The organism is Paenibacillus sp. USDA918EY (assembly GCF_009870825.1).
In the GTDB taxonomy this organism is placed as follows: Bacteria; Bacillota; Bacilli; order Paenibacillales; family Paenibacillaceae; genus Paenibacillus_AQ; species Paenibacillus_AQ albilobatus.
The window spans coordinates 155,246-176,683 of the sequence record NZ_WTWY01000013.1 but is presented as its reverse complement, the minus strand read 5'-3'; the positions used below and the strand labels follow the sequence as shown (position 1 = coordinate 176,683).

17 protein-coding genes are annotated in these 21,438 nt (G+C 48.3%); 1 reads left to right on the top strand and 16 read right to left on the bottom strand.

Going from position 1 to position 21,438, the window contains the following annotated elements; genetic code table 11:
* Positions 1–513: 513 nt before the first annotated feature.
* Positions 514–1,761: a molybdopterin-dependent oxidoreductase gene (locus tag GQY55_RS22550; protein ID WP_160044168.1), complete on the top strand. Its 1,248-nt coding sequence runs from the start codon at positions 514–516 to the stop codon at positions 1,759–1,761.
* A gap of 83 nt (positions 1,762–1,844) precedes the next feature.
* On the opposite strand, the gene GQY55_RS22545 is transcribed toward GQY55_RS22550, so the two are convergent.
* The 16 genes from GQY55_RS22545 to GQY55_RS22470 all read right to left on the bottom strand — a co-directional run bounded on the left by GQY55_RS22545 (position 1,845) and on the right by GQY55_RS22470 (position 21,425).
* Positions 1,845–3,707, bottom strand: a complete 1,863-nt coding sequence (locus GQY55_RS22545) for a transglycosylase domain-containing protein (RefSeq protein ID WP_160044167.1) — start codon at positions 3,705–3,707, stop codon at positions 1,845–1,847.
* A complete protein-coding gene (locus GQY55_RS22540; protein ID WP_160044166.1) occupies positions 3,704–4,336 on the bottom strand; it encodes a hypothetical protein in 633 nt (210 codons plus the stop codon). The genes GQY55_RS22545 and GQY55_RS22540 overlap by 4 nt, the downstream gene beginning before the upstream one ends.
* Positions 4,337–4,645: 309 nt before the next feature.
* Complete coding sequence (gene ligA / locus GQY55_RS22535) at positions 4,646–6,664, bottom strand: NAD-dependent DNA ligase LigA (RefSeq protein ID WP_160044165.1); 2,019 nt, start codon at positions 6,662–6,664, stop codon at positions 4,646–4,648.
* A gap of 210 nt (positions 6,665–6,874) precedes the next feature.
* Positions 6,875–9,199: a DNA helicase PcrA gene (pcrA, locus tag GQY55_RS22530; RefSeq protein WP_160044164.1), complete on the bottom strand. Its 2,325-nt coding sequence runs from the start codon at positions 9,197–9,199 to the stop codon at positions 6,875–6,877.
* Positions 9,200–9,242: 43 nt separating this feature from the next.
* The gene (locus GQY55_RS22525; protein WP_442953642.1) at positions 9,243–9,920 is read right to left on the bottom strand and encodes a heptaprenylglyceryl phosphate synthase; all 678 of its coding nucleotides are present in this window, start codon (positions 9,918–9,920) and stop codon (positions 9,243–9,245) included.
* A 258-nt stretch (positions 9,921–10,178) separates the two neighbouring features.
* Positions 10,179–11,051 (bottom strand): phosphatidylinositol-specific phospholipase C/glycerophosphodiester phosphodiesterase family protein, encoded by an 873-nt coding sequence (locus GQY55_RS22520; protein ID WP_160044162.1) that lies wholly within the window; start codon positions 11,049–11,051, stop codon positions 10,179–10,181.
* 232 nt (positions 11,052–11,283) lie between these two features.
* On the bottom strand, positions 11,284–12,690 hold the full coding sequence (locus tag GQY55_RS22515; RefSeq protein ID WP_160044161.1) for an undecaprenyl-phosphate glucose phosphotransferase: 1,407 nt from the start codon (positions 12,688–12,690) through the stop codon (positions 11,284–11,286).
* The gene (locus GQY55_RS22510; protein ID WP_160044160.1) at positions 12,687–13,595 is read right to left on the bottom strand and encodes a glycosyltransferase family 2 protein; all 909 of its coding nucleotides are present in this window, start codon (positions 13,593–13,595) and stop codon (positions 12,687–12,689) included. The genes GQY55_RS22515 and GQY55_RS22510 overlap by 4 nt, the downstream gene beginning before the upstream one ends.
* 159 nt (positions 13,596–13,754) lie before the next feature.
* A complete protein-coding gene (locus tag GQY55_RS22505) occupies positions 13,755–14,690 on the bottom strand; it encodes a glycosyltransferase family 2 protein (protein ID WP_160044159.1) in 936 nt (311 codons plus the stop codon).
* Between the two features lie 83 nt (positions 14,691–14,773).
* Positions 14,774–15,643: a dTDP-4-dehydrorhamnose reductase gene (gene rfbD / locus GQY55_RS22500; protein ID WP_160044158.1), complete on the bottom strand. Its 870-nt coding sequence runs from the start codon at positions 15,641–15,643 to the stop codon at positions 14,774–14,776.
* Positions 15,640–16,662: a dTDP-glucose 4,6-dehydratase gene (gene rfbB, locus GQY55_RS22495; protein WP_160044157.1), complete on the bottom strand. Its 1,023-nt coding sequence runs from the start codon at positions 16,660–16,662 to the stop codon at positions 15,640–15,642. Before rfbB ends, rfbD begins: the two co-directional genes overlap by 4 nt.
* Positions 16,663–16,677: 15 nt before the next feature.
* Positions 16,678–17,226, bottom strand: a complete 549-nt coding sequence (rfbC, locus tag GQY55_RS22490) for a dTDP-4-dehydrorhamnose 3,5-epimerase (protein WP_160044156.1) — start codon at positions 17,224–17,226, stop codon at positions 16,678–16,680.
* 21 nt (positions 17,227–17,247) lie between these two features.
* Positions 17,248–17,991, bottom strand: coding sequence for a sugar phosphate nucleotidyltransferase (locus GQY55_RS22485; protein ID WP_160044155.1), 744 nt, complete (start codon positions 17,989–17,991; stop codon positions 17,248–17,250).
* A 61-nt stretch (positions 17,992–18,052) separates the two neighbouring features.
* Positions 18,053–20,641 carry an LTA synthase family protein gene (locus GQY55_RS22480; RefSeq protein WP_160044154.1) on the bottom strand — a complete coding sequence of 863 codons (2,589 nt, stop codon included), beginning with the start codon at positions 20,639–20,641 and terminating at the stop codon, positions 18,053–18,055.
* 36 nt (positions 20,642–20,677) lie between these two features.
* Complete coding sequence (locus GQY55_RS22475; protein ID WP_160044153.1) at positions 20,678–21,100, bottom strand: divergent PAP2 family protein; 423 nt, start codon at positions 21,098–21,100, stop codon at positions 20,678–20,680.
* A gap of 25 nt (positions 21,101–21,125) precedes the next feature.
* Complete coding sequence (locus tag GQY55_RS22470; protein WP_236575795.1) at positions 21,126–21,425, bottom strand: SMR family transporter; 300 nt, start codon at positions 21,423–21,425, stop codon at positions 21,126–21,128.
* Positions 21,426–21,438 lie beyond the last annotated feature (13 nt).

The following is a 21,438-nucleotide window of genomic DNA, read 5'->3' as shown; positions in this document are numbered from 1 at the left end:
TCGACCGACGATTGAAAATGGGTCAAACTCGGCTGAGTCGATCATTTTCAATCCATATCTTCGAAAGAGCTCATAGCTCATTTTGAATCTGACGAGAAATAATGTTTTTTCGATTAAGCAATGCCAAATCGGAAATTTCATTATTTTAATTCTCATTTAAAACATCATCTATTTGTTCAGTTTTCAAGGAACTTGTTTCTGCTCTTTTCGACATCTTTCTCATCGGAGCAGGATTTTATTATATCATTTTCTTTCAATCAAGTCAACACTTTTTTAAGAGTGTTTTTTCTTTTTGAAAGCCCACCGCATCAGCGGCAAGAAATAATATATCATGGATAACGTGTATAATGCAACTGTTTTTTTGAAATTTAAATATGTTAATATTTTCTTGTACGATTAATAGCTTATTTAATAGTGAAACCTCCCATTTGCCTTGCCCGATGTTTATGGTTCGAGTTTTTCTATAATAGCCGCTTTTATAACTTTGATCAAAACCGATTGCGGGGGATGACGATGAACGATTGGCTGCGTAACATTCGAAAAGGCGTTGGCAAAAAGCTGGCCGCCGTCCACCGCTGGAATGCATGGATGGTCGCTTTTCTGGCTTTCAGCGGTTTGATTTTGCCATGGGGCGTCTGGAGAGAGTGGCTCGGCGCCGGCAGGGTATGGCTGAAATGGCTTCATACCGGCGTAGGTTTGGCGCTGCTGCTGCCCGTGTTTTATTATTTGCTGCTTGCCGGAAGGCATTGGAGCTTGCTCAAGGGACGACCTGCCCAGAAGTGGAATGTCCTAATCGTTATTGGCATCCTGGCCGCCTGGTTTCTCTCGGGGGTCGTGCTTTGGCGATTCCGTTTTTTCGGTCCGGCATGGTCCAATGCCGCGTTGACGGTTCACGACGCCTTCACCTGGATCGGCCTTCCTTATATCGTCTACCATTCTCTTACCCGGACCCAGTGGCTAAAAGAACCCCATCGTCGGACGGTTCGTACGGATAACCCCAAAAAACAGGAAACATCCCGTACGGACGCCGAGCCGTTGTACACACGCAGAGCATTTTTGCGTTCAGCGATCGGCTTGGGACTTACGGTTGCCCTTGGTCCCTCCTTCGTGAAATGGCTGTCCTCAAGCCTGAGCTCCGACGCCAACATCGATGATCTTGTTCAAAAGGACCGAAACGATCTGATCCCAGCTCCCCAGCCGGCGGCGGACTCCCTTCCTCCGATTGGCGGCGGCTCCAAGGGAAGCTTCCGGATCTATACCGTCACGCCCATCCCGACATTCGACAACAGCAACTGGTCCTTTACGGTGGACGGACTCGTGGACCATGCGCTGAAATGGAACTGGGATGAGTTTGTGAAGCTTTCCCGCACCGTTCAGGTCAGTGATTTTCACTGCGTTACCGGCTGGTCCGTATACAATAATACGTGGGAGGGCATCCCGCTCCATCGACTTCTTGAGCAAGCCCATGTCCAGCCCTCGGCCACAACAGTCAAATTCTACTCGGGAGACGGCGAATACACCGATTCCTTGACGATGGAACAAGCCCGAATGAAAGACATCATGATCGCCGTCCTGCTTGACGGCAAACCGATTCCAAGCGAGCTTGGCGGACCGGTCAGGCTGATCGTCCCCCAAATGTATACCTATAAGTCCGTAAAATGGCTGAACCGGATCGAACTGATCGCCGGAGATCACGTCGGGTATTGGGAAGCGCGCGGATACGATAAAGACGCATGGCTCCCCGGGGCAAAACGAACATAGCCTTAACTCGGCCGAATGCCCTTTTATCTACAGATGGGGCGTGTTCCCGCAATCGTCGCGGACCGAGGAACATTCGCCCCGACCTACTCCTTGAAGGCTTTTCTCATGACTGCCGCAAACAAAGCGGCCGCTTTCCCGCTTCCCTCGGTCATGTAATTATTTTGGTCCGTTCGGTCAAAACCCATCCATACCGCCGCCGTCCATTCGGACGTATAACCGACGAACCAGAGATCCCGGTTGGCTTTTCGGCTGACTCCCGGGAGATCCAGCTGGGTGGTGCCGGTTTTGCCCGCTACGGGGCGATTCAGCTGCGCCTTTTTGCCTGTTCCTTCGTACACCACGCTGCGCAGCATCGCGGTCATGCGTTCCGCCGTTGCCGGCGAAATCGCTTGGCGCTGACGGGGAACGTATTCGTACACCACTTTTCCTTTCGAGTCCTTGATCAGGCGCACCATATGAGCCTCGCGAAAAACGCCGCCGCTGGCAAACACACCGTACGCCTGCGCCATTTTCAAAGGAGAAATCCCGGCATGCAGACCTCCGAGGGCAATAGACAAATTGCGGTCCTCTTTCGGCAGCTCGATCCCCAGTTTTGCGGCAAACGCCGTCGCCTTCGAAATTCCCACCTGCTTGAGCAGCCAAACGGCAGGAGCATTGATGGACTGCTGCAAAGCCGTTTTCATCGTCACTTGGCCCCGGTAAACCCCGTTCAAATTCTCCGGCCGATAACTGCCGTAAGCGGATTTGCGGTCCGGGAGCAGGCTCTCCGGCGTAAACATGCCGCTCTCCAACGCCGGTCCGTAGTCGATGATGGGCTTGAAAGCGGAACCCGGCTGCCGCGCATCGGCAACGGCCCTGTTCAGGCGGCCGGGGGCGGGATTCCTTCCGCCGGTCAATGCGACGACCTCGCCGGTCCGGTGATCGATGATGGCCATGGCGGCCTCCACCTGCTGATCCTTTCCGTTTGGCGGAAACAAATCCGGATTCGAAAACGTCTCTTCCAAAGCCTGCTGCGCACCCGTATTGAGGCCGGTCACGATCGTATACCCTCCGGTTTGCAGTTCCTCCTTCGACTTGCCGGTCACCCTCGCCGCTTCCTCCAAAGCCGCATCGATATACGAGGCGCCGATTCGCTTTTCCTTGCCCGTCGCCGGGGGATGGTACTCCTGCTGCAGCGCTGTCGCCATTTCCTTCTGCGTAATCAACCCCTGCTGCCGCATAACGTTCAGGACAAGCTCCCTCCTTTTAACCGAGAGCCCGTCAGGATCGCCCGGATGATAGATGGACGGGCCTTTTGGAATGGCAGCCAGGGAAGCAATCTGCATAATATCAAGATCCTTCAAATTCGTGATGCCAAAATAATGCTCGGCCGCCGCCTTTACCCCGTATTGCCCTTCTCCCATATAAATCTGATTCAGGTACATCTCCAAAATTACGCGTTTGGACAAACGTTTCTCGAGCGCAAGCGCGATCGATGCCTCGTTCAGCTTGCGCAGCAAAGTCTGCTCCCGGTTTAAATAAAGATTCCGCGCAAGCTGCTGCGTGATGCTGCTCCCTCCTTCGGAAACCCGCATCTGAAGGGTATTGTTCAGCAACGCGCGCCCGATTCCCTTATAGTCCAATCCTTGGTGAAGATAAAAACGGCGGTCCTCGACAGCCAAAAAAGTATCGACGAGCAGCTTCGGCATTTCCTCGAGCTTCGCCGTCTTTCTGTAACCCGATTCGGGCAGCGGAATCTTCCTTAACGTGGTGCCGTCGGAGGCCAAAACGATGCTCGATTCCTGCATAACCAGCTTCTCCGGATGGCGGGACACGATGGTCTGCCCATAAACATGGACATAAAATAAACCGGCAAGCGCCAGCAACGTACCTAGGACCGCCAAATCAAACGCGGAATAACCAACCTTCAGCAGCTTCTTTTTTGCTATAACGTGAAATCCGATCATGACACGACCATCAGGCTTTCCAAAAGCCTTTCCATTCCGAGCGCTTCCTGCTTGAGCGCTTTTACGTTTACACGCTCCGTATGCTCCGGTTTGCCTTCGCCGTTGTCGGCTTCCTCGATGAGACGCAGCAAGGATTTTATCCTTAAAATGAGCGCCATGACGTCTTCGTTCTCAAGCTTTTGAACCGTGTGTTCATGTTCATTGTTTTCCGCCAAGACTCTCTTTTGCCGGAAAGAACCCGAGGACTCGTTCAAGCTGCGCAAATGTCCGGCCAGCACCCTCAACTCCCCAACCGACGATACTTCCAGCTCCTTAAACGAACCCCGGCATGCCAGGTCTTCCGCGGCCTTCAGCAGCGCTTTAACGTCATCGGCCGTTTTTTGCGACCTCAGCATAAAGATCGAAATAAACACCGCCAAAAATAAAAACACGAATATCGGCGTTTTCCCCACGTGATTGATCAGCCAATGGGATAAACGGACCACGAACGCACCCCGGTCGGAAGCATAATGGGAATACAGAATTCGAAACGCTTTATGTACAATAAAAAGAAAAATGCTGCTAAGAAGCATGCTCCCGATAAAAAAATACAAATAACCGGCGCGAACCGTCAGCCATTTATTTGCCACTTCAATCCCTCCTTGCCAGACAGGCAAATTTTGCCTTATACAAAAAGGATAAAGCCCAATTCTTAAAAATCACGCCAGAAATCCTTAACATTCCCTTAAAATCGGTTTACGCATGATCCGCCGTTCTCTCTTCCAGGGATGCATCAGCCGTTCCGACATGACGTTCATGTTCTTCGCCACCTCACCTCAGTTTCTAGCAGATATTCTTTATCCACGCAGAGATTCCGTTACCCACGATTTTGTTTTACGCCAAAAAGTCCTGATTCATTGCTGAACCAGGACTTCTGCTTGTTTCGTTAGTATTAGGTTTTAAGCTTCCATGTTAAGCAGGCGGATGAACTCATCCTCGTCTTCGATGACCTGAATGCCGAGCTGCTGGGCTTTGGTCAGTTTGCTGCCGGCTTTTTCGCCCGCGATGACCAAATCCGTCTTCGAGGATACGCTGCCGGTGACTTTGGCCCCCAAAGCTTCCAGCCTCTTGGCCGCTTCGTCGCGGGTTAGCTGGTGCAGCGTTCCGGTCAGAACAACCGTTTTGCCGCTAAAGAAGGAATCGGTGCTTACCACCTGCGGCGCTTCCGGAGCTTTCGCTTTGACGCCCAAGGATAGCATCTTTTCGATGCCCGTCTTCATGAACGGATCCGCAAAAAAGCTTACGATGCTTTCGGCGACGATGCCGCCCACGTCCGGGAGGGCGATCAGTTCTTCCACGGTCGCGTTCATAATGGCATGCAAGTCGCGGTAATGGTCGGCAAGCATTTTGGTCGTCGATTTGCCGGTGTTCGGGATGCCCAAAGCAAACAGGAACGAAGCGAGGTCACGATCTTTACTGTTCTCCAGCGCCGCCAGCAAGTTATTCGCTTTTTTCTCGCCAAAACGATCCAGCTTGATCAAATCTTCAAACGTCAGCGTGTACAAGTCCGCAGGCTCGCGCACGTTCAGCTCATTGTACAACTGCTCCGCCGTCATGACGCTGAACGTTTCGATGTCCATCGCATCCCTTGAGGCAAAATGGGTGATCCGGCCAATGATTTGCGGCTTGCAATCCAGACGGTTGTTGCAGAACAGATGCGCTCCGCGCTGTTCCAGCGGGAACCCGCAGGCAGGGCAATGTTCCGGGTACACAATCTCTTCGCCGTCGCTCTCTTCGGTCACCTTTCCCAAAATCTCCGGGATGACGTCGTTCGAGCGGCGGATAAAGACGCGGGTGCCAAGTGCATGCTTCAGGTTTTTCCGTTCGATGTCCCCGATGTTGTTGAGCGTGCAGTTCTGCACCGTCACGCCCGCCAGCTCGACAGGTTCGACGCGGGCCACCGGCGTGATTTTGCCCGTGCGTCCCACTTCCCAGGAGACGGACTCCAGCACGGTCGTCGTTTCTTCCGCCTCGAACTTGTAGGCAACCGCCCACCGAGGGAATTTGTCCGTGTATCCCAGCGCTTCCCGCGTGCGCATATCGACGATTTTCACGACGGCGCCGTCGATCAGGTAATCGAGTCCCGCACGGCGCTCCTGGATGTCTTCCAGCTGCTTGGTCACGTCGTCAAAGTTTTCGAAATACGAAATATACGGGTTCACCTTAAAATGATTGTCGCGCAAAAAGTCCATCATTTCCTTGTGGCTTTCAAAACGGATATTGTCGGAGTACCCGACGTTGTAAAAGAACGCGCTGAGCTTGCGCTCGGCCGTGACCTTCGGATTCAGGTTGCGGAGCGCGCCGGCTGCGGCGTTGCGGGCGTTTTTCAGCGGTTCCGCCGCCGTCTGGTTGTATTTCTCCAGCACCGACAGGTTCATGATGCCCTCGCCCTGCACTTCGATCGTGCCGTCTTGATAAGGGATGGTAAGCGGTACGGATTTGATCGTTTTGACTTGGGCCAAAATGCCCTCGCCAACGACGCCGTTGCCGCGGGTCGCCGCCTGCACCAGCCTGCCGTCCGTATACGTCAGGTTCAGCGTCAGGCCGTCGAATTTCAGCTCGACCGCATAGCTTGGCTGCGGCAAAGGATTGTCCGGATTTTTGCTGTTATAGTCCGCCACAAGCTTGGTGACGCGCGCGTTCCAGCTTCGCAGCTGGTCCACGTTTTGCGCTTTGTCCAGGCTCCACAGCGGAGCCAAATGACGGTGTTGGACGAACCCTTTCAGCAGCTCGCCGCCAACGCGTTGGGTCGGGGAATCGGGCAAAACGACGCCGCTCTCCTTCTCCAAAGCGACCAGCTGATCGTATAAGGCATCGTACTCCTTATCGCTGATCAGCGGCTTGTCGAGCGTGTAATAATGGTAATTCAATTTGTTCAGCTCGGCGACGAGCTGCTCCATCGTAGACATCGGATCCATGCGCGGACCATCCCTCCGTCATATATAAAATGATTTCTGTTCATTCTGAAATTTGTTCGTAAATCGATGCAAGGTTGCCGCTGCGGTTACGGATCGTTCTTCCGATCGTTGCCCGCCTCCTGATTTTACGCTACCGCTTCGTAAGAATCGATTCCGTCCCCTCCGCTAATCTAGCATCTAGCCCGGAACTAATGAAGTTGAGTTCTACTTCTAGCCTTCCACTCTCGTAATCGGCGCAAACCCGGCCAGCAGCCGTTTCACGCCGACAGGTGCCGGAAACGCGATCTGCAGCTCGGTATCGTTGCCGGTGCCTTTGACCGATACGACCGTGCCCGTGCCCCATTTGCCGTGGGCGACTTTGTCGCCGGCCTTCAGCGTCGTCAGATCGGACTTGTCTCCCGTAGCCGCCGGTTTCGGCGCTGAAGCCGTTACCGTCACCTTGCTGGACGTTCCGGTGGCCCGTGCCGTTGAACCGCTGAGCGATGAGGTCTGGTTGCTGCGCCCGAAATTGCTGCCGCTGCTGCCGAATCCGCGGCTGCCGTACGAGCCGCCAATGTTGCCGCCGCGGCGGTACCGGTCGCGGGCGACGCCGGTCTCCTCTTTAAGCTCTTCCGGGATTTCATCCAGGAAACGCGATGGCTGGTTCGCCGTCGTCCGGCCGAACAGCGTCCGCATCTGCGCGCAGGACAGGTACAGCTGCTGCTCCGCCCGGGTGATGCCGACATAAGCCAAACGGCGCTCCTCTTCCAATTCCTCGTTGTCCAAAAACGCCCGGCTGTGCGGGAATACCCCTTCCTCCATGCCGACGATAAACACGATCGGGAACTCCAAACCTTTCGCGCTGTGCATCGTCATGAGAATGACCGCATCCGATTGGTCCTCATCGTCGTCGTTCATCGAATCGATATCGGCAATGAGCGCCAGATCCGTCAGGAAGGAAACCAGCGACTTGTCTTCGTTGTTTTTTTCGAATTCCATCGTAACGGACAGAAACTCGTCGATGTTCTCGAGGCGCGAGCGTGATTCGATCGTGTTTTCGCGCTGCATCTCAACGCGGTATTCGCTCATCTCCAACATTTTTTCGGTAAGCTCCGTGACGGACAAATACTCCACCATCTGGTTCAGCGCGGCGATCATATCGTAAAATTCCACCAGCGCGTTGCGCGTCTTGCCAGCAAACCCGAGATCGTCCACGACCGCAAGCACCTGGAATATCGATACGCCGCGTTCGGCAGCGGCCGCGGTCAGCTTGGCCACCGACGTGTCGCCGACGCCTCTCTTCGGCACGTTGATGATACGCGCCAAGCTGAGGTCGTCATTGGGATTGGAAATCAGGCGCAGATAAGCGAGGATATCCTTAATCTCTTTGCGGTCATAGAACTTGATGCCGCCCACGATTTGGTACGGAATATCGGATTTGATCAAAATTTCCTCGATCACCCGGGATTGGGCGTTGGTGCGGTACAAAATGGCGTGATCCTGATAGGACTTGCCCTGCTTCACGTTATTGCTGATTTCAGAGGTCACGAAATACCCTTCATCATGCTCCGAGTCGGCTCTGTAGATTTTGATCTTAGCGCCTTCGCCTTTATCGGTCCACAGATTTTTCGACTTGCGTCCGCTGTTTTGCTTGATGACTGCGTTGGCCGCGTTCAAAATGGTGGACGTCGACCGGTAATTCTGCTCGAGCAGGATGGTGCGGGCTTCCGGATAATCCTCCTCGAAATTGAGGATGTTGCTGATATCCGCCCCGCGCCAGCGGTAGATCGACTGGTCGCTGTCGCCCACGACGCAAATGCGGTGATGGCCGTCGGCCAGCATCCGGCACAGCATGTACTGCGCCCGGTTCGTATCCTGGTATTCGTCGACGTGGATGTATTGGAACTTTTTCTGGTAGAAATCAAGAACTTCGGGCACTTCTTTAAACAGCTGGATCGTGGCCATGATCAGGTCGTCGAAATCCAGCGAGTTGTTGCTTTTCAGGCGGCGCTGGTACATGGTGTATACCTTAGCCGCGATGCTTTCCAGGTAGTCCCCCGCCTTTTGCTCGTATTGAGCCGGCGTGATCAGTTCGTTCTTGGCGGTGCTTATCAGGGAAAGGATGGCTTTCGGCTCGAATTTTTTCGTGTCCAGGTTCAGGTCCTTCATGCAGTTCCGCACCAAAGACAACTGGTCCGTCGAATCCAAAATCGTAAAGTTCGAATTAAAGCCGATCCGTTCGATATCCTTGCGGAGAATGCGCACGCACATCGAGTGGAACGTCGATACCCAAATGTCGCGGCCTTCATGGCCGACAAGCCTGGTGACGCGCTCCTGCATCTCCCGTGCCGCCTTGTTCGTAAACGTGATCGCCAAAATGCCCCATGGCGGCGCTTTGCGCGTGGCGATCAGGTAAGCAATCCGGTGCGTCAGCACCCGGGTCTTGCCGCTTCCCGCTCCGGCCAAAATGAGCAGCGGCCCTTCCGTCGCTTCGACGGCCTGCCGCTGCTGCGGATTTAATTTTTGAATCGCTTGATGTATATCTATCGGTTGCATGCAGGCATGCTCCTTCCTTCATATCGTTGTAATCCGGCAAAAGCTACTTCACGGCCTTGACGGTAAGCAGCGCCTGAGCCAGATCTTCATATACCGCGTTGCCGACGACGATCGTATCGCAGACGGCCGCAGCGGCCTTGGCGGTTTCCGGATCGTGGATTCCTCCTCCGTAAAACACCTTCGCGCCATGAACCGACTGGTGGATTTTTCGGACCGTTTCCATGTCGCCGAAGCTGCCGCTGTACTCGACGTAAACAATCGGCAGGGACATCAGCTTGTCCGCCACCTGCGCATAAGCAGCCGCTCCGTCCGCGTCCAGGTCGGTCTGCGCTCCGGTCAGCCGGGCTACGGCCGAATCCGGGTTCAATATAATGTAGCCTTCGGGAACGAGCAGATCCCACGGAATCATATAGCCGTATTCCTCAATGGCCTGCTTATGTTGGCCGGTAATCCACGCCGAATCCGCGGTATTCATCACCATCGGAATCATGTACAAATCGAAACCGGGCACAAGCATCTCGAGATTGGACACCTCAAGCACGCATGGGAGCTCATACCGGCGCACACGCGACAGCAAATCGACCGTATTGTCGAACGTCACGCCGCTCGAACCGCCGATCATGATGGCATCCGTTCCGGACATGCACACCGCTTCCAGCGCCTGATCGTCAATCTCCCGGTCCGGGTCCAGCTTAAAAACATGTCTCCATGGTTTGATCATCTGCTTCAAACGTCATTCCTCCACGACTTTTTCTCTTAAATCTAGTCTATGTCAGCACGGGAGTAGTGTCAATTTCTTGTTCGCATAGGATGCGAACATTTTTATGGAATTTCCAGCCGGCCAAAACAGCCCCATAGAGCGAGCCGAGCCATGGCTGCGATTCGGATCCAGACGCTTTACGAGGAACCACGGGAATCAAAGATTCTTTTAACGCAAAAAGCCGCCGGCGATTGCCGACGACTTACAGCTTCCATTTTTCTATTTTCCCAGCGCATACAACCAATTTGCGGATTCGACCTCTTTTTCGGTCAAAAAGTCCGAGTACACGCCGTTCGCTCCCATTCGCTTAAGCCTGTTGGCATCCGCGGGTTCGTTGACGGTGTTGACGTAAGCGGCCGCCCCGGCTTTTTTCAGCTTCGACAAAAAGGAACGGGTCACGCGTTGTTCCGGGATCGTCACCGCATCGATGTCATGTTCCGCAACGAAGTCCACAACCTCTTCATCCGTATCCTCCGTCGCATACAGCGTGTAGATAACGGATGGGAAGTCGTATATGTCCTTCACCTCGGCCAGCATCGGCCGGTTATAAATTTGCGGCACCACCCGCTGCAGCAGCAGCGGATCCCGCGCTTCCGCCGACTGAACCAACATCGCAAACTGGCGTTTCATCTCTTCCGGATCCTGCTCCTTTGTGTCGGTCACGATGTAAATGTCCGGAAAACGCTCCATCAAATCCATGATATCGTTCCAATCCAGCGGGGCGTAACCCCCGAGAATTTTGCTTTTTTTAAACTCCTCATATGTTAACCGCGCTGCCTGGCGGTCCTGCGGGAGTTCGTCTTCCTGCTGCAGCAGTTCGGTCATCGCCCGGGTCCATTCATGCCTTGCTACCAGATTGCCGTCTTCGGTCAGCAGCAGGTCCACTTCGAACACCCGGTTTCCTTTTTCATAGTTGGCGATAAACGCTTCGTAAGAATTTGTATATGCATGATCGCGGATGCCTCCCATCGCATGGGAAACCACCTTATAATCCGTAAACCCTCCGGTCGATTCCTGCGAGTTCCCCCGGGGCGTCCAAAACAGGATCACGGCGGTTACTGCCAGCAGCAGCAGGGCGACCCATTTTCGCATATCGGTTCACATCCTTTGTCATCGGGTATGTATTGAATGAGGTGCGCCGTTATTGGAGGATTACCCGGAAGCGAGGGGGGTTAAACGGAGAGTGAGTATGCCCCCTCAGGAATCTTTCTTCTTTATTGCGGTCTTCCCTTTTCCTTATCTCTTCTTAATCTACGTCTTGGTAAAAACACAAAAAACGACGTGTCTCCACGCCGCTTTTCACCCGGTTTATTCCGGTCAAAATCTAATATGCATTTTTGTTCACGAATCCGTTGCGGATCGTTTTGAAAATGATTTTGATATCGAATAAAAGAGACCAGTTTTCAATGTAAAAAATGTCGTGGTTGATGCGCTCTTCGATGGAGGTGTCCCCGCGCAAGCCGTTGCTTTGCGCCCAGCCGGTAATGCCCGGACGGACATGGTGCTTCACCATGTATTTCGGGATTTCCTCGCGAAACTGATCCACGAAATACGGACGTTCCGGCCGCGGGCCGACCACGCTCATATGCCCGAACAACACGTTAAAAAACTGCGGCAACTCATCCAAGCTTGTTTTGCGCAGGAAGGAACCGAACTTCGTCCGGCGGGGGTCGTTTTCGACCGTCCAGCCCGTGTCTTCGGTGCCCGGCGGCAGCTGCTTCATCGAGCGGAATTTGTACATCATGAAATTACGCCTGTTCAGCCCGACCCGCTCCTGCTTAAAAATAACCGGACCCGGCGACGTCAGCTTCACGCCGATCACGATCGCAATCATAAGCGGTGAAGTCAGCACGATCGCAAACAAGGAAAACGCAATATCGAACAGCCGCTTAAACAGCCGGTTCCCTGCCAAATCGAGCGGAATGTCGCGAACGTTGATCATCGGCATCCCCGCAAAATTGTCGAAATACGGCCTTGCCGGGAGATAGTCGAAAAAGTCGGGTATGATCAGCGTGCGCACGCCCGCTTTTTCGCACAGGTTGATGATCTTCGGATACTTCGAGTGCGCATCCAGCGGAAGCGCCATGATCACTTCGTCAATCAGTGTTTCTTCCAGCACCTTCTCCAGATCGTCTACCGTGCCTAAAATCGGCCGATACCGCTTCTCGTCAAGCGAATCCCATTGCTGAAAATCGTCGAGGAAACCGACGACCTCATATCCCATTTCCGGATACTGGCGGAGATTTTGATAAAATCTTTTGCCCAGCGAACCCGCGCCGATAATCAGCACGAACTGGCGGTTGTACCCTTTTTCCCGGATAGCTTTCAATGATGCTTTGAGTATGTAACGGTAAACCAGGATAAACATGACGAGCAAAACCATGTAGATGGCCAAATACGACCGGGAAATATTAACTTCCTTCACGAAAAACATCAAGCTGAGCAGCACGAAAATGCTAATCGCATGTACCTGTATGATTTTGATGAACTCATCCGCAAAACGTTTTTTGCGCTTCGGTGAGTATAAGGAAATCAGCATGCCCGCTAGAACCGCAATCGCCCCGTAAATGAAGCTCCACATGGCGTACGTCTCGATCGGCAAAGGACCGCTGTGCGGAATCCATCCGCTTTTGAACCTCAACCACCAGGCTAAAAGAAAAGAAATTTGGATGAACACAAAATCCGTAAAAATATACATTTGCGTCAAAAATTCCTGATTTTTGCGGATCACATGCCCACCTCCATGTTCGTTTCTTTAGATTCGGGTGCCTGCCCGGCCGGAGCCAGCCTGCTTTTCAGCAAAGCCAGCGTGAATTTAAGCCCTACACCCAGATATATGAGAGCATTCGTCAGAATATTGTACCGTTTGCGATAATGCTTGCGGTGAAACACGATCATCGCCCGGTGGAACTCATAAATGATGCGTACCGGGCGCCTGCGGGCGCTTCCGCCTTTGTAGTGGACGATTTGCGTTTTCGGGTAATAATGAATGTCCCAGCCCGCTTGCTTGATCCGGTAACACCAATCGATGTCCTCGCCGTACATAAAGAAGGTTTCGTCCAACCCGCCGATCTGCTCGATCGTCTCCCGCCGCACCAGCATAAAAGCCCCGACCAAACAATCCACGGGGTACTCCTGATCCGGGTCAAGATGGCCCAGCTGGTACTGGTTGAATTTCGGTTTGTCCGGAAACAGCTTCGAAAACCCGAAGGCGTAATAAAACGAAGCGGACGGCGTCGGAAACCCGCGTTTGCAGGCTTTGTCGAGCGAGCCGTCAGGCAAGATGACCTTGCATCCGGAAGCCCCCACCTTCGGATGCTCATCCATAAAAGCAAGCATCGTCTGCAGCGTCTCCTTTTGCACGACCGTATCCGAGTTAAGCAGCAAAACATACCGGCCCTTCGCCGCCGCCATCCCCTGGTTGTTGGCTTTGGCAAACCCGGTATTTTCCGTGTTCGCGATAAGCGTTACGTTTGGAAATTCCTCACGAATCGACGCTACCGAGCCGTCCGAGGAATGGTTGTCGATCACGATGACTTCATATTCGTAAGCCGTCTCCGAGGCAAACACCGAGCGAAGACAGTCCGTGGTAAGCTGACATGTATTGTAATTCACGATGAGAATGCTTAAATCCAATGTGAAGCACATCCTGACAAATTTTTATCGGGTAAAGATGACTATATGACAAAATACGTTCTCGTTCATTCTATCTATCGACACCATTATAGCATATCGTGGCAGCATTGGCAGGGGGAATATGGAAGAAATGAGAGGGGGAGCTAGGTTTCTTCCTTACTAAATTTTCCCTGCTGTGTAAACCACCTTATATACTAGATTGTCGATCCTCGATTGTCGATAAAAAGGAGAGTTCAAGACATATACCATTCGAGAAAACAAATTGCCCTCCAACCTCTTTAAAAACATTTGGATTTGTGATACATGTTTATCATTCAACCGAGATTGAAACGTGCACAAAAATTCTCTGGCCTGTTTACTTAAAATATAGTAGTTGTCCCCATTCATAAATCTTTTAAATCTCTTAGTCCACTTGCCTACAAATCCCCCAGTCGCACCTCCAAGAACATTGGCCCCGTGTTGTCGATAGAGGATGGCCGATTTATCATCAAAAAAAACATGACCAAAAGCAGAAATACACAAATAAACCCACCAATCATGCATAATGATTTGATCCATATGAACGGGCGGGTATTCCTTAATTAGCTGAAATGCCTCTCGATTCATGACCATCGTACAACCCACACAAACATTTTCGATTAATGAATTGCTAACCGAAAGTGGTCTTTCCGGTTTTTCAGGCCACTTTTTAATGAAAGTTAGTTGTTCATCTACCATTTTCGTTGATGAGCAATACAGATTGGGTCCTACTTGTAGATCCTGAAGCATGTCAAGAGCTCGTGAAAGCTTATGTTTTTCCCAAACATCGTCTTGATCACAGAATGCATAATAGTCATATTCCAACGGTGCACTCGTAACTAATTCAAAAAAACTCCGCACAACCCCGACATTCTCACCGTGGATCATGCTTATCCGAGACGGATTAGACTCTATGTACTGATCAATAATTGAAACCGTCTCATCCGATGATCCATCATCGCGAATCAAAACGTTCAGGTTTACATTTTCTTGTTTCAGCAAACTTTCCATTTGCTCATCTAAATATCTGGCTCCATTATATGTAGATAACATGACCAAAACCTTGTTGCCCAACATACTTCACCTTCTTGGACGTATTCACTAATGACTTGTATTATACACAAAAAATCCCCCATACGATAATGGGAGATTTCATTTATCTATGACTGTTCTGTATATAGCTGTTTCAAAAAATCTATCAGCCCTTCACGCCACGGTCTTAGATCCGTAAGTGCATTCGTACGAATCGACAAGTGATCCATGACGGAGTTGGCCGGTCTTGGAGCCGGACGCGGAAACTGCTCAGTGGTACATGGCTCAACTTGCGCCGTAATTTTAAAACCAAGTTTCTGAGCTTCCTCAAAAATTGCTTGGGTGAATTCAAACCACGTGCAATCTCCGCTGTTGGAGCCATGGTAGATGCCGTATTTTTCGGTGTGGATCAATTCCTCCAGAAAACGAGCCAGATCAACCGTGTAGGTAGGAGAGCCCTTTTGGTCATTGACGACTGACAGCTGAGGTTTCTCTTGACCCAAACGAAGCATCGTTTTCACAAAATTATTTCCATGCAGCCCGTAAACCCAAGATGTCCGGACAATGAAGTACCGGGACGATAGGCTTTGCGTAAGAACCTCACCGGCTCTTTTGGATTTACCGTATACGCTTTGCGGATCCGTATTGTCATATTCCTGGTAAGGGACTGGGGAACGCCCGTTAAACACGTAATCCGTACTGATGTAGACGAGCTTAGCCCCAATCTTTTCGGCTGCGACCGCCACATTTCTTGTACCGACCGCGTTTACTTTGTAGGCTCCGTCTACATCAGTCTCGGCGGCATCCACCGCAGTATAAGCGGCACAATGGATGATAGAATCGGGCTGAAATCCGCCTATCACTTGTTGGCATTGCTCCAAATTCGTAATGTCCAACTCGGAGCGGCTGCACCCCATGACTTCATGCCCTTTTTGTTGAAAAAGAGCGACTACATCCTTGCCTAATAGCCCTGAGGCTCCGGTAACTAAGACTCTCATACTGAATCGCCCAATCGTTCCCCGTATTGCTTAGCGTAATAGTCTTGGTATTCACCAGATTGAATCCGGGTCCACCATTCTTTGTTGTTCAGATACCATTGAATCGTTTCTTTAATGCCCGTTTCGAAGTTATGCTTCGGCTTCCATCCAAGCTCCTGCGTAATCTTCGTCGGGTCAATGCCGTAGCGGCGGTCATGCCCAGGACGATCCTGTACATACGTAATCAGCGATTCCGGCTTATTCAACTCCGCCAAAATGGTTTTTACGATGTGGAGGTTCGTCCGTTCGTTGTTGCCTCCAATGTTGTATACCTCGCCGATACGACCCTTATGAATAACCAGATCAATGGCGCTGCAGTGGTCTTCTACATACAGCCAATCGCGAACGTTAAGCCCGTCCCCATAAATCGGAAGCGCCTGGTCGTTCAAAGCGCGCGAAATCATCAACGGAATCAGCTTTTCCGGAAATTGATACGGCCCGTAGTTGTTAGAGCAGCGGGTGATGTTCACCGGCAGACCAAAAGTCTCGTGGTAAGCGCGCACAAGGAGATCTCCGCCCGCTTTGCTCGCAGAATAAGGACTGTTTGGCGTTAGAGACGTCTCCTCCGTAAACAAGCCGGTTTCTCCTAAAGTACCGTACACCTCGTCCGTAGATACTTGAACGAACTTCGTCACGCCGTATTTTTTGGCTGCGTCCAGCAGCACTTGCGTCCCCAAAACGTTCGTCTTCACAAACACTTCCGGATCCAAGATGCTGCGATCCACATGCGATTCGGCAGCAAAGTTGACCACAACGTCAATGCCTTGTTGGAACAAGGCGTCAATCGCCTTGGCGTCGGTAATATCAGTTTTAGAGAACGTATAGTTCGGATGATTTTCAATCGATTTCAGGTTTTCCAGATTGCCCGCATACGTTAGCGAGTCCACATTAATGATCTTGTAATTCGGATGCTGCTGAAGCATGTATAAAACGAAATTACTGCCAATAAATCCGGCTCCGCCGGTAACGAGAAGTTTCATGAAAAAAGCGGCCTCCTAGTCAAAATTCAATTCCGCATCCTTCAGCAGCGGATGGCGCTGGTCTTTGTCCGATAGAATCGGTTTGGATGTCGGCCAATCGATTCCCAATGCCGGGTCATTCCATAATATGCCGCGGTCATTCTCTGGGGAATAATATTCATCTACCTTGTACAATACTTGGGTGTTCGGCACGAGCGTACAAAATCCGTGCGCAAAACCTTTTGGCACAAGCAGCTGCCTGTGATTGTGTTCGCTCAGAATAACCCCTACCCATTTACCGAAGGTAGGCGAGCTTTTGCGGACGTCAACGATGACGTCGTAGATTGCACCGGTGAGGACGCGGATCAGCTTGGTTTGGGCTTTAGGATTCAACTGATAATGTAGTCCGCGAATCACGCCCGGTTCAGCCGAAAGAGATTGGTTGTCTTGAATAAAGTTGAATTTGATTCCTTGCTTTTCCAAGACGGATTCATTGTAACTCTCCATAAAAAAACCCCGGTTATCTCCATGGACAACCGGTTCAATCAGGCACGCGCCTTGCAGGTTTAAAGGAGTGACTTTCATGAATGGAGTTCCTCCCTATTTCTAAAGTTTAAACTTTCCAAATTCATCCCCAAAAACAACGTCTTTTGCCAATTCACTCGCACGAGCTAAAGACGAGTGCGTACCTGCATCAGTCCACCAGCCTTGGAGAATATCGAATGTAAGCTCGTTACGTTTAATATATGCATTATTGACGTCGGTGATTTCCAATTCGCCCCGAGCAGAAGGTTTTAAAGTTTTAATTATATCAAATACCTTATGATCAAACATATATATTCCCGTAACAGCATACTTACTTTTAGGACACTGCGGTTTTTCTTCAATGGAAATGATCCGATTGCCTTCGAGTTCAGGAACCCCAAAACGATGAGGATCAACAACTTCTTGGATAAGAATCTTGGCACCTTTTTGCTGAACCCTGAAATTATCCACGAAGGGAGTGATATCGTCTTCAAAGACGTTATCTCCTAATATAACAACCATCTGGTCATTCCCTACAAATTGTTCGGCTAAAGCAAGAGCCTGCGCAATTCCGCCTGCTTCATCCTGAACTTTATAAGTAAAGGAAACGCCCATCTCACGCCCGCTGCCCAGAAGATTTACGACATCACCCATATGTTCCTTGCCGGTTACGATGAGAATGTCATTAAGACCTGCCTGTGAGAGTTTTCGGACTGCATGAAAGATCATTGGGTATTTACCAACTGGCAGGAGATGTTTATTGGTTACCTTTGTTAAGGGGTACAGGCGAGAGCCTGTGCCACCTGCTAAGATAATGGCCTTCATTCTTTCCTCCATAAAATCATTATAGTTTAATCATGAATCGTAAAACCCTAACAGCTAGATTCTAATTGGTTTTCATATCAATAATCTCCATATCCAATGCCCTCTTTCCCTTTAACCTAAACTCAACGTTAGAAGTATCTGCAGTAAGTTCAAATGGAAGCTCAGCAGTGAAGGTTTCATTTGAATTTTTCACTAAGTCTTTTATTGAGAAATCCCTGTCAGTAGCAATTTTATTTCCAGAATCATAGGAGACTTCTAATTTAAACAATTTGTCATTTGGTTGAAAACTACCTTTTAGTTTAATATTCAGTATGAGTTTATATTTCCCTGCCGGATATGATATATAAGGTCCATACACCAAATAACTATTCATGTCTGCAGAGTTAATCACCAGATGATCATCTGAAGTAATGTAAGCCCCATTCTGGGTAGCCATTAAAGGTACTAAGTTATCTAACAAAGACAACCTGTCAGAAGGAAACGAATTAATAAGATTACTAGAATCACTATTACTTCTCATATCATTAAAATTAACCACCAAGTTACTTATGTTTACTGTTAGTGCTTCTTTCATATTCGAAGATGCTCTTGCAAACAATACAAAATTGTATCCCGTTATTTCCTCCTTATTATAAAAACTGTACTCGATCTTCCCGCTACTTGATGTATAATCGATTGACTTAATATTTAGCATATTCATGTTCTCTCTATCTTCTATCTGAAATCTAATATTATCGCCCTTCTTGGGATTCTCTAATACATAATCGAAACTAATATTAATGTATTTGTTTTTGGGTAATGTTAAAAACTGACCATCCGCCAGGATTGAAGTTTCCCCGTGCTTTATATTGAATTTTTTGTTAAGAATTATATTTAAACCTGAAGTTATGGATGACGCACTGAAGTACTTTTTATAATAATTCAATTGTTCTTTTAATTTCTGATCATCAACTTTATATTTTTTGTAAGATTCTGAAAACATTTGGCCATTATTAGATTCAATTCTATAGATTTGGTTTTTATTATTTAGTTGTATAACCTTACCTTTTTCGGGTGAAAAATAAACATCCCCACTATAATGTGAAGCAAATATAATTGGTGCTTGTTTGACGTAATCCCTAAATATACTTCTTCCATATGAATTCTTTACGGCACCTGGATTTATATAGTCTAAAATCGAATTAAGTATATCCTTTTGACCAAATACATCTTCGTTAATAATCTCTTTTTCTATATCGGGAGAATATACCAAACATATTCCCCAGTTGGATCCAAATGGCTGGGTAATAACTCCATGTGATTCATCAGAAGTGAACACAACTACAGTATCTTTAGCATATTCAGAGTTTTGCACACCTTGTATGAATTCCTTTAGTGATTGATCCAAATATTTAACTGCTGCATCCTTTCTGTCTTTATATTGTGCTGCTAAATCATCTGGAACTGCGTAAGGGTGGTGAGTACCTACTGTTAAAAGCGTCACAAACCATGGTTTTCCTTTTTGATTAATAGTATCAATATAGTTCAAGGATTGCTCAAAAAAGGTTCTATCGTCAGCTCCCCACCCAAAAGGAATATAATTATTGGTAAAGCCCTCTGACCCTATAATAGTATTGAATCCACTTTTTTGCATAAATCTATCCTTCGACATAAATTCTAAAGGAGCTGCTTGAATATATGCCGTATTATATCCAATTTTACCCATTTCGCTAGGCAGCATTCTTTGTTTGCTATTTTCATTCTGAAGATATTCATAGGCTTTTGGTGTAGATGAATCTAATTTAGGATATTCTCCGCTTAAAATTGAATAAAGCCCTCTTATCGTTTGGTTATTATGAGTCATGAAATTAGGTACGATAATAGAATGATCCTTAATTTCTTGCAAACTCTCAAGAGTTACTTTATTCTTTATACCAAAAAAATTCTGGTTTTCAGGTAAATAAACTCCTGGTATCCCTTCCATTACTACCAAGATGACATTTTTCTTTTTAGCTAAATCAATTAATGGTTTCCCTTCGCCTACTACTCCTGATTTGGTCACTTCTTCAATAAGCTCGTTAGGGACTTCATTCAAATTAACTGCAGAAGCAGTATTGAAATGAACACTATTAGATATGGATGCACTTACGAAGTTGCTGCTCTGCCATCCATCACCAAAAAGAGTGAGCGAAATAAAAAATAGCAACCCAAAAATACCTGACATAAAAAATAACTTCTTACTTGTAATAGTATGTTTCTTCAAGCCTAATAATACAATTAGTGCAGTAACAAACAAAACCAAACTATAAATTGGAAAGGAGACGTGAGTTAAGGAACCTGAGATGAATTCTTTATCTCCTAGGAAAACAAAATCATGTAAGTTTATTAATCCATCCATAGCATATATGTATTCAATATTAGCTAAATGGAAGAACACCAGGAAAAACAAAACAAAATATGGAATTATTTTAAGAATTTTAGAAGTAAGATAGACTATCCCTAAAATAAAAAGACAAAAAAGAATATCACTTATGAAACCACTTATGAAAGTAATGCCATCAATCCGAAGCCCCTTAACATTATATAATAAATAGCGACCAAAAGTATAAGTAAGTACAAATATGAAACAGTAACATAGACGTAATCCCTTACTATCATTTAATCTGTTCAAAATTACTCACCTTCCGACATAATCTTGTTGCATCCCTTAAAGGAAAAACTGATTTAATATTAAAAAATAAGCGCAACCAATTAATACTCCAAAGACTGCGCCTCCTAAAACCTCCAATTTTGTATGTCCTTGTTTCTCCCTATGATTTTTATCTGCAACACTGAATATTTTGTTTAAGTTATTGATACTCCTAGCATGGTGACCCAATGCCTTCCTAATTCCTAGAGCGTCTATAATTATAATTACACAAACACAAACTCCAAGACCAAACAAATCAGAATATATCCCATCTTTCAAACCTATTACCGTTAGGGTTGAGACAACAATTGTTGTGTGAGTGCTCGGAAATCCCCCATTTCCGACCATTTCTTTTGCCTTTTGACCGAATCGAACATAATTAATTAAAAACTTTAAACATCCCGAAAAAAGCCATCCTATAAAAGGAACTATTGAAATCATTGAAGATCCCCCAAGTAATATTAATTTATGATCTAGATATACACAAAACCCCTGCAATAATTAAAATAATTCCAGCAAATTTATACATATTAAATCCTTCATGAAACAAGAATGCTGAACTAATGCAAACAAGTACATAGCCAAGGGCAACCATTGGATACGCAACTGACAAGGGTAATCTGGCTATTGCCAACACCCAAACCAATGCTGATATTCCGTATAAGAAGACACCGAGAAGTACATATGAATTTGTGAAGTATACAAACAACTTTTCGTAAATAGTAGAAAACTGTGAATTTATTAATTTAGTAGTACCTAATTTCATGGTTATTTGTCCT